Here is a 7,851-nt window from a genome sequence, read left to right as displayed (position 1 = left end):
GACGTCTCGATGGACTTCGCCTACGGCGAGTCCTTCACCGAGTCGAGCCCGGAGGCGTACGAGCGGCTGATCCTCGACGTCCTCCTGGGCGACTCGAACCTCTTCCCGCGCACGGAGGAGGTCGAGCTGTCCTGGAACATCCTCGACCCGATCGAGCAGTACTGGGACACGCACGGAAAGCCCGCGCAGTACCCGTCCGGCACGTGGGGGCCCGCCGAGGCGGACGAAATGCTCGCACGAGACGGACGGAGCTGGCGGCGCCCATGAAGATCGACCTGACGGACACCACCTCCAGCAAGATCAACAAAGCGCTTGTGCAGGGCCGCCGTGCCATCGGCACCCCGGCCGTCGGCATGGTGCTCACCCTCGTCATCGTCACCGACGAGGAGAACGCCTACGACGCCCTGAAGGCGGCCAACGAGGCCTCGCGCGAGCACCCCTCGCGCACCCTCGTCGTCATCAAGCGCGTCTCCCGCTCCCCGCGCGACCGCACGAAGTCGCGGCTCGACGCCGAGGTGCGGGTCGGCGCGGAGGCGGGCACCGGTGAGACCGTGATGCTCCGGCTGTACGGCGAGGTCGTGAACCACGCCCAGTCGGTCGTCCTCCCGCTGCTCCTGCCGGACGCGCCGACGGTCGTCTGGTGGCCCGTGGACGCCCCGCTGGACCCCGCGAACGACCCGCTGGGCGCCCTGGCCCAGCGCCGCGTCACGGACACGTACGCGGCCGAACAGCCGGTCCACGAGCTGGAGTCGCGCGCGGCGTCCTACTCCCCCGGCGACACCGACCTGTCCTGGACCCGGATCACGCCGTGGCGCTCCATGCTCGCGGCGGCCCTGGACCAGGTCACGACGGACGTCACGTCGGTGGAGGTCGAGGGCGAGGAGTTCAACCCGAGCTGCGAGCTGCTGGCCATGTGGCTCGCGGACCGGCTGGACGTCCCGGTCAAGCGCACGCTCTCGGCGGGCCCCGGCCTGACCGGCGTACGCCTCGACTCCACGCACGGCCCGATCGTCCTCGACCGGGCCGACGGCACGCTGGCCACGCTCTCCATCCAGGGGCAGCCGGACCGCGCGGTCGCGCTCAAGCGCCGTGAGACGTCCGAGCTGATCGCGGAGGAGCTGCGCCGGCTCGACCCGGACGACACGTACGCGGCCGCCCTGCGGTTCGGCGTGGACAGACTCGGCGAACCGGTGGACCAGCGGACGGCTCCCGCGGAGCCCGCGCCGGCCGAGGAGAAGGCCGAGGCGGAGGCGCGGCCCGCGCCCGTGAAGAAGGCCGTCGCGAAGAAGGCTCCCGCCAAGAAGACGGCGGCCAAGAAGACAGCAGCCAAGAAGGCCCCTGCCAAAAAGGCTCCGGCCAAGAAAGCGGCAAGCAAGTGAGTGCAGCACCCCAACTGGTCGTCCATCGCGACAAGGAGCTGATGGCGCAGGCGGCCGCGGCCCGGCTGATCACCAGGATCGTCGACGCCCAGGCGGCCCGCGGCAGCGCCTCCGTCGTCCTGACGGGCGGCCGCAACGGCAACGGTCTGCTGGCCGCGCTGAGTTCGTCCCCGGCCAGGAACGCGATCGACTGGGGCCGCCTCGACCTGTGGTGGGGCGACGAGCGGTTCCTGCCGGACGGCGACCCCGAGCGCAACTACACGCAGGCCAAGGAGGCGCTGCTCGACGCCGTTCCGCTCGACCCCGCGCGCGTGCACGCCATGCCCGCGTCGGACGGGCCGCACGGGGACGACGCGGACGCGGCCGCCGAGGCGTACGCGGCCGAGCTGGCCGCAGCGGCCGGGCCCGAGGACCACGGGGACGTCCCCACCTTCGACGTCCTCATGCTCGGCGTCGGCCCGGACACGCACGTCGCGTCGCTCTTCCCCGAGCTGCCGGCGGTCCGTGAGACGGAGCGCACGGTCGTCGGCGTGCACGGCGCCCCGAAGCCCCCTCCCACGCGCGTGTCGCTCACGCTTCCGGCGATCCGCGCCGCGCGCGAGGTGTGGCTGCTGGCGGCGGGCGAGGACAAGGCGGAGGCCGCGGCGATCGCCCTGTCGGGCGCGGGAGAGGTCCAGGCCCCGGCGGCGGGCGCCTACGGCCGCTCGCGCACGCTGTGGCTGCTGGACTCGGCCGCCGCGTCGCAGCTTCCTCCGGAGCTGTATCCGCCGGCGGTGTCCTGACCGCTGACGCACTCGGGCCCCGTACGGGCGCATGTGAACACATGTGCCGGTACGGGGCCCGACGCGTTCCGGGCGGGGCTCTCAGAAGCCGCGCACTTCCCAGCGGCCCTCCAGTTGGGCCAGCAACTCGCTCAGCCGTCCGGCAAGTTCGGCGCTCCGGTCCGGAGCGAGGCCCGCGAGCAGGGTGCGCTCGAAGGCCAGCTGCGCGGGCACCACGGCGTCGAGGACGTCCCGGCCCGGTCCGGTCAGGCGCACATGGGAGACCCGGCGGTCCCGGTCGTCGGTGTGCCGCTCGACGAGTCCGCGGTCGGTGAGCCCGCGCAGCCGCTTGGTGACGGCGGCGCCGGAGGAGAACGTCTCCCGGGCCAGCTCACCGGGGGTGAGATCGCCGCCGGTCCGGCGCAGCGCGCCCAGCAGGTCGAACTCGGCGCGGGACAGCTCGGCCTCGCGCAGGGCAGCGCTCTCCGCCTGCTGGAGGAGGGCGGCGCAGCGGTTGATCCGGCCGATCAGCTCCATGGGGCCCGTGTCCAGGTCCGGGTGGACACCGCGCCACTGCCGCACCACGGCTGCCATGACGTCGTCGGTCATGCCCGCTGCTCCCCGGCGCCGACCAGGGGTTCGTCGTGTACGAGGCCCTGCCGTCGTACCGTCGCGGCGAGCGCGCGGTGGGCCCGCTGCTCGGTGCGCATCAGCTGCTCCTCGGGCAGGGCGCGCTGCCACCATTCGCCGGCGGCGGTGTCGGCGGCGTCCCTCAGCTCCACCAGGCTGGCGGTGAGCCGGCGGCGGGCGACGGCCAGATCGGCGGCGGAGCCCGTGGGGACGGCCAGCGCGCTGTCGGCGCCCGTGGTGGCCCGCTCGGTGGCGAGGAGGGCCTGCTCCATCCGGCCGCCGATGCGCCGGTTGGTGATGAGGATGGCCGCGGCCAGGCCGACCACGACACCGGCGAGGGTGTCGAGGACACGGTCGGTGACGAGTTCCGTGACGGGCCGGACATGGGCGAACTCGGTGACCAGCAGCGCCATCGGCGTGACCGAGACGGAACCGAGCCAGTAGTTGCGGCTGATCAGCATCTCGTTGCAGAAGCTGAGGACGATGCACAGGACGGCCAGGACGACGACGCTGGTGCGGGCCAGCGGGACGAGCGCGACGAAGACCAGGACGCCCAGGACGTTGCCGAGCAGGCGCTGGAGCACGCGGTGCCAGGTGAGGGTGACGTTCGCCTGGTAGATCGCGCTGGCCGAGACGATCGCCCAGTACGGGTGGCCCACGCCGAGGGCCAGGCCCACGTATCCGGCGGCCGCGCAGCCGACGGCGCAGCGCGCCGCGATGGGCAGCACCGCCGAACCGGGCCGCAGAAGAAGCGACACGAGCCGCCGGCGGCCCTGCGCACGGCGTCCCGCGCGCTCGGCGTCGATGCCCAGCAGTTCGTCGCCGCTCCCGGCGGGCAGCTCCACCTCGGGCAGGGCGCCGCGGCCGCGTACCCGCTGGGCCCAGCCGAGCAGCTGGTCGCTGTCGCCTGCGCGGGGCGTGCCGACCAGGGCGGCCTCGGCGTGCAGCACGAGGTGTTCCAGGGTGCGCCGGGCCGGGGTGCGCTCACCGGCGGCCAGCAGGGACTGCCAGGCGCCCTGTACGGCCGCCGCGGCGGCATGCCGGGCTCGGGCACGCCGGGCGGTGTCGTCGGTCGCGAGATAGGCCGCCGAGGCCTCCAGGGCCCGCGCGGTGGCGCGCCGCTCGGGTCCCTCGCGCCGGATCAGGGCCGGGGCCAGCGCGACGAACGCGCCGACGATGCCCGCGCCGAAGGTCAGCAGGACGTGGAAGGGAACCTCGTGCAGTTCCTGCGGGGCGAACAGGGTGCCCGACACGACGAAGACGAGGATCACGTGGCCGGGCGGGCCGATGCGGGTGGCGTCGCAGACGGCCTTCTGCACGCCGGCGAGCACGGCGGCGATCGCGATCAGCGCGACGACGCTGTCGACGAGTGAGGCACAGACCAGCGCGACAGCCATGCTCGCGGTCATGCCGACGACGACCCAGGCGGTGGCCCGCACGCGCGCGCTGTAGGGCAGCTGATGTCCGTAGAGCGCGCAGAACGCACCGGCCATGGCGTACATCGCCAGCTCGCTGCGCCCCGCGATGAGCAGCGGCACAAGGACCAGGGCGGCGGCCACGGCGACGCTGGTCGCGGGCTTGAACCAGATGTCGGACGGCCGGTTGATACGGAGTACGCCGGTCAGCGGGAGTCTGCGGACGGGGGGCTGTCTGGTGGCGGACGCGGCATTACTCATACCAAAAGGTTAGCATGTGTTTTACCCGTAAAAGATTACGACAGGTGTTACTGCCGCTAGCGCCCCGCGAGCTGGTAGTCGGACCCGTCCTTCTCGCGTACGAGCAGACCGTCGATGACGCAGTAGCGGCGCAGCGCTGCGGTGTCGTCGTGAACGGTGCGCAGCGCCTCGTTGATCTCGCGCTCGCTGTAGGAGCGCTCCGCGTCGAAAAGGGTGTCCGTGAGGTGGACGAGAAGCTGGTGGCGGACGGCGGGGCGCACCGGGATCGCCGTCAGCCGGCCGCCGGCGAAGAAGCCGGTGAGGTGGCGCGGCACCCCCGTGGCCGGCTCGGGCGTCCTGGCCCGCCGGAACACCTCGGGCCCGGCGCGCAGCGACCCGGCGGCGTCGCGCTCGACGAGTCCGGCCGCGATCAGCTTGCCCAGATGTTTGCGGGCCACCGGGGAGTCGGCCTCGCGCGGCGGCAGGTCGTCGAGCACGATGCGCGCGTACAGCCTGAGCCGCTCGGGGTCGGCGAGCGCTGAGAACAACCGGTCCACGGGGGCCTCCGGGCGGGATGACGGACGGAAACCCGCAGTCTCGCCCGTCACCGGCCCCCGTGCATCCGATTAACGGCCTCGCAGCTCGCGGTACTTGGCCACGAGCGCCTTGGTCGACCCGTCGAGCCCGGGCACGTCCGCGCCGTCCGTCAGGGCGGGCTCGACGCGCTTGGCGAGGACCTTGCCGAGTTCGACGCCCCACTGGTCGAAGGAGTCGATGTTCCACACGGCGCCCTGGACGAACACCTTGTGCTCGTAGAGGGCGACGAGCTGACCGAGTACCGAAGGAGTGAGCTTCTTCGACAGGATCGTCGTGGTCGGGTGGTTGCCCTTGAACGTCTTGTGGGGCACCAGCTCCTCGGCCACTCCCTCGGCGCGCACCTCGTCGGGCGTCTTGCCGAAGGCCAGTGCCTGCGTCTGCGCGAAGAAGTTGGCCATCAGCAGATCGTGCTGCTCGACGAGTCCCGGCAGCAGATCGGCGACCGGCTCGGCGAATCCGATGAAGTCCGCCGGGATCAGCTTCGTGCCCTGGTGGATCAACTGGTAGTACGCGTGCTGCCCGTTCGTGCCCGGCGTGCCCCAGACCACCGGGCCGGTCTGCCAGGCCACCTCGTCGCCGTTGCGCTGCACGTACTTGCCGTTCGACTCCATGTCGAGCTGCTGCAAGTAGGCCGTGAATTTCGACAGGTAGTGACTGTAGGGCAGAACGGCGTGCGACTGGGCGTCGTGGAAGTTGCCGTACCAGATGCCCAGGAGACCCATCAGCAGCGGCACATTGGACTCGGCGGGCGCGGTGCGGAAGTGCTCGTCGACGAGGTGGAACCCGTCGAGCATCTCGCGGAACGCGTCGGGGCCGATCGCGATCATCAGCGAGAGCCCGATCGCCGAGTCGTAGGAGTACCGCCCGCCGACCCAGTCCCAGAACTCGAACATGTTGGCCGTGTCGATGCCGAACTCGGCGACCTTCTCGGCGTTGGTCGACAGCGCCACGAAGTGCTTGGCGACGGCGTCCTGATCGGCCTTCAGTTCGGTGAGCAGCCAATTGCGGGCGGATGTCGCGTTGGTGATCGTCTCGATCGTCGTGAACGTCTTCGAGGCGATGATGAACAGCGTCTCCGCCGCGTCCAAGTCCCTTACGGCCTCATGGAGATCGGCGCCGTCCACGTTCGACACGAAGCGGACCGTGAGGTCGCGGTCGGTGAAGGAGCGCAGCACCTCGTAGGCCATGGCGGGCCCGAGGTCGGAGCCGCCGATGCCGATGTTGACGACGTTCTTGATGCGCTTGCCGGTGTGGCCGGTCCACTCGCCGGAGCGCACCTTGTCGGCGAACGCGCCCATCTTGTCGAGGACGGCGTGCACGGCAGGCACGACGTTCTCCCCGTCGACCTCCACCACGGCGTCGCGCGGGGCCCGCAGGGCGGTGTGCAGCACGGCCCGGTCCTCGGTCGTGTTGATCTTCTCGCCGCGGAACATGGCGTCGCGCAGCGCGAAGACCCCGGTCGCCTCGGCCAGCTCGCGCAGCAGCCGCAGCGTCTCGTCGGTGACCAGGTGCTTGGAGTAGTCGACGTGCAGATCGCCGACCTGCAGCACATAGCCGGAGCCGCGCGCGGGATCGGCCGCGAACACCTCACGGAGCTGTACGTCGCCCAGCTGTTCGCGGTGCTTGGCGAGCGCCTGCCACTCGGGGGTCCGGGTCAGCACTGCCTGCTTGTCGGACGCGTTCATCTCGACCTTCAGCCTTCTCTCGTACGCGCGTACGGGCGATGCCCCACTACTGCCACCCAACCTAGTTGATCAGGGTGAATCGGGCCTTTCGGCGCAACGAACACCCGGGCGCGTGAAAACCCGGGCACGCAGACGGGCCGGGCACCGTCCCTGGTGCCCGGCCCGGCCGGCAGATCAGATCTCGCCCCGCAGTTTCGCGAGCGCCTCGGCGAGGATGGCCTCGCCGTCGGCGTCACTGCGCCGCTCCCGTACGTACGCGAGGTGCGTCTTGTACGGCTCGGTGCGCGGCGGGTCCGGCGGATTGTCCCGGTCCTGCCCCGCCGGGAAGCCGCATCGCGGACAGTCCCAGGTCTCCGGCACCTGCGCGTCGGAGGCGAAGCTGGGCTGCGTCTGGTGTCCGTTCGAGCACCAGAAGGAGATGGCCAGGCGCGGCGCGGACTCGCCACGCTCGGCCTCGCCCATCGGCCCCGCCCCGACCCGACTTCCTCGGATCGCGTTGCCACTTGCCACGGTCGTAACTCCCTGCGTGATGGTGCCGCGAAGCGTGTCGGCGTCTCGCTTCGCCGCGGAGCGCCACAGTCTACGTAAGGCCCAACGCGCGTCCAGTGATTGGAGTTACCTCCCTCCACCTAGACGCAAGCCCCATGATAGGCCGCGCAGTTGAGCGCGTACCTCACATGGGGCCTTACGTGAAAATACGTGACCTGTGTGCAGTTGCGACGAGTCGCTGCGAAGATCAGTTGTTGATCTTCATGAGAATGCCGAGCACGACGATGCACGCGAACCAGAGCAGACCGATCACGACGGTGATCCGGTCCAGGTTGCGCTCGGCGACCGAGGAGCCACCGACGGAGGACTGCATGCCGCCACCGAACATGTCGGAGAGGCCGCCACCCTTTCCCTTGTGCATGAGCACCAGGAGCATCAGCAGCAGGCTGAAGACGATCAGGGCGATCGAGAACCCCATAACCACGGCTGGACCAACTTCCTCGGACTGAACTCGGACTGAAATCTGACGTGTCTAACGTGTCTGCCGTCAACGAACGACCAGGGCCGAGCAGTGTGCCGCTCGGCCCCGCAAGGGTACGACGTATCGTCGCCGGCGCATACTCACTGCTCGGCCGACAGGTCGGCTGTCTTCTTC

General features: G+C 70.9%; 8 protein-coding genes and 1 pseudogene. 3 read left to right on the top strand and 6 right to left on the bottom strand.

What is annotated here, in order from left to right; genetic code table 11:
- From ABZ930_RS25230 to pgl, 3 genes and pseudogenes are all read left to right on the top strand, one after another.
- Window positions 1–267, top strand: a pseudogene (locus ABZ930_RS25230) (glucose-6-phosphate dehydrogenase); the annotation flags it as partial.
- The gene (opcA, locus tag ABZ930_RS25225) at window positions 264–1,379 is read left to right on the top strand and encodes a glucose-6-phosphate dehydrogenase assembly protein OpcA (protein ID WP_361551808.1); all 1,116 of its coding nucleotides are present in this window, start codon (window positions 264–266) and stop codon (window positions 1,377–1,379) included. The pseudogene ABZ930_RS25230 and the gene opcA, both read left to right, overlap by 4 nt.
- On the top strand, window positions 1,376–2,161 hold the full coding sequence (gene pgl / locus ABZ930_RS25220) for a 6-phosphogluconolactonase (RefSeq protein ID WP_361551805.1): 786 nt from the start codon (window positions 1,376–1,378) through the stop codon (window positions 2,159–2,161). Before opcA ends, pgl begins: the two co-directional genes overlap by 4 nt.
- 81 nt (window positions 2,162–2,242) lie before the next feature.
- Here pgl and ABZ930_RS25215 read toward each other — a convergent pair whose 3' ends face one another.
- The 6 genes from ABZ930_RS25215 to secG all read right to left on the bottom strand — a co-directional run bounded on the left by ABZ930_RS25215 (window position 2,243) and on the right by secG (window position 7,674).
- Window positions 2,243–2,749, bottom strand: coding sequence for a MarR family transcriptional regulator (locus ABZ930_RS25215; RefSeq protein WP_361551802.1), 507 nt, complete (start codon window positions 2,747–2,749; stop codon window positions 2,243–2,245).
- Window positions 2,746–4,446 (bottom strand): FUSC family protein, encoded by a 1,701-nt coding sequence (locus tag ABZ930_RS25210; protein WP_361551799.1) that lies wholly within the window; start codon window positions 4,444–4,446, stop codon window positions 2,746–2,748. The genes ABZ930_RS25215 and ABZ930_RS25210 overlap by 4 nt, the downstream gene beginning before the upstream one ends.
- A 56-nt stretch (window positions 4,447–4,502) precedes the next feature.
- A complete protein-coding gene (locus ABZ930_RS25205) occupies window positions 4,503–4,760 on the bottom strand; it encodes a DUF2087 domain-containing protein (protein ID WP_361551823.1) in 258 nt (85 codons plus the stop codon).
- 291 nt (window positions 4,761–5,051) lie between these two features.
- Window positions 5,052–6,707, bottom strand: coding sequence for a glucose-6-phosphate isomerase (gene pgi / locus ABZ930_RS25200; protein WP_361551796.1), 1,656 nt, complete (start codon window positions 6,705–6,707; stop codon window positions 5,052–5,054).
- A gap of 174 nt (window positions 6,708–6,881) precedes the next feature.
- Window positions 6,882–7,217: an RNA polymerase-binding protein RbpA gene (locus tag ABZ930_RS25195; protein WP_111666920.1), complete on the bottom strand. Its 336-nt coding sequence runs from the start codon at window positions 7,215–7,217 to the stop codon at window positions 6,882–6,884.
- A gap of 226 nt (window positions 7,218–7,443) precedes the next feature.
- Window positions 7,444–7,674 (bottom strand): preprotein translocase subunit SecG, encoded by a 231-nt coding sequence (gene secG, locus ABZ930_RS25190; protein ID WP_111666919.1) that lies wholly within the window; start codon window positions 7,672–7,674, stop codon window positions 7,444–7,446.
- Window positions 7,675–7,851 lie beyond the last annotated feature (177 nt).

The organism is Streptomyces sp. NPDC046716, assembly GCF_040645755.1.
In the GTDB taxonomy this organism is placed as follows: domain Bacteria; phylum Actinomycetota; class Actinomycetes; order Streptomycetales; family Streptomycetaceae; genus Streptomyces.
This window is presented reverse-complemented; position numbering and strand designations above follow the sequence as displayed.

Excerpts from the sequence above, each read along its gene's own strand:
- ABZ930_RS25210 (WP_361551799.1), bottom strand. The coding sequence starts at position 4,446 with ATGAGTAATGCCGCGTCCGCCACCAGACAGCCCCCCGTCCGCAGACTC.
- opcA (WP_361551808.1), top strand. The coding sequence starts at position 264 with ATGAAGATCGACCTGACGGACACCACCTCCAGCAAGATCAACAAAGCG.
- ABZ930_RS25215 (WP_361551802.1), bottom strand. The coding sequence starts at position 2,749 with ATGACCGACGACGTCATGGCAGCCGTGGTGCGGCAGTGGCGCGGTGTC.
- pgi (WP_361551796.1), bottom strand. The coding sequence starts at position 6,707 with ATGAACGCGTCCGACAAGCAGGCAGTGCTGACCCGGACCCCCGAGTGG.
- secG (WP_111666919.1), bottom strand. The coding sequence starts at position 7,674 with ATGGGGTTCTCGATCGCCCTGATCGTCTTCAGCCTGCTGCTGATGCTC.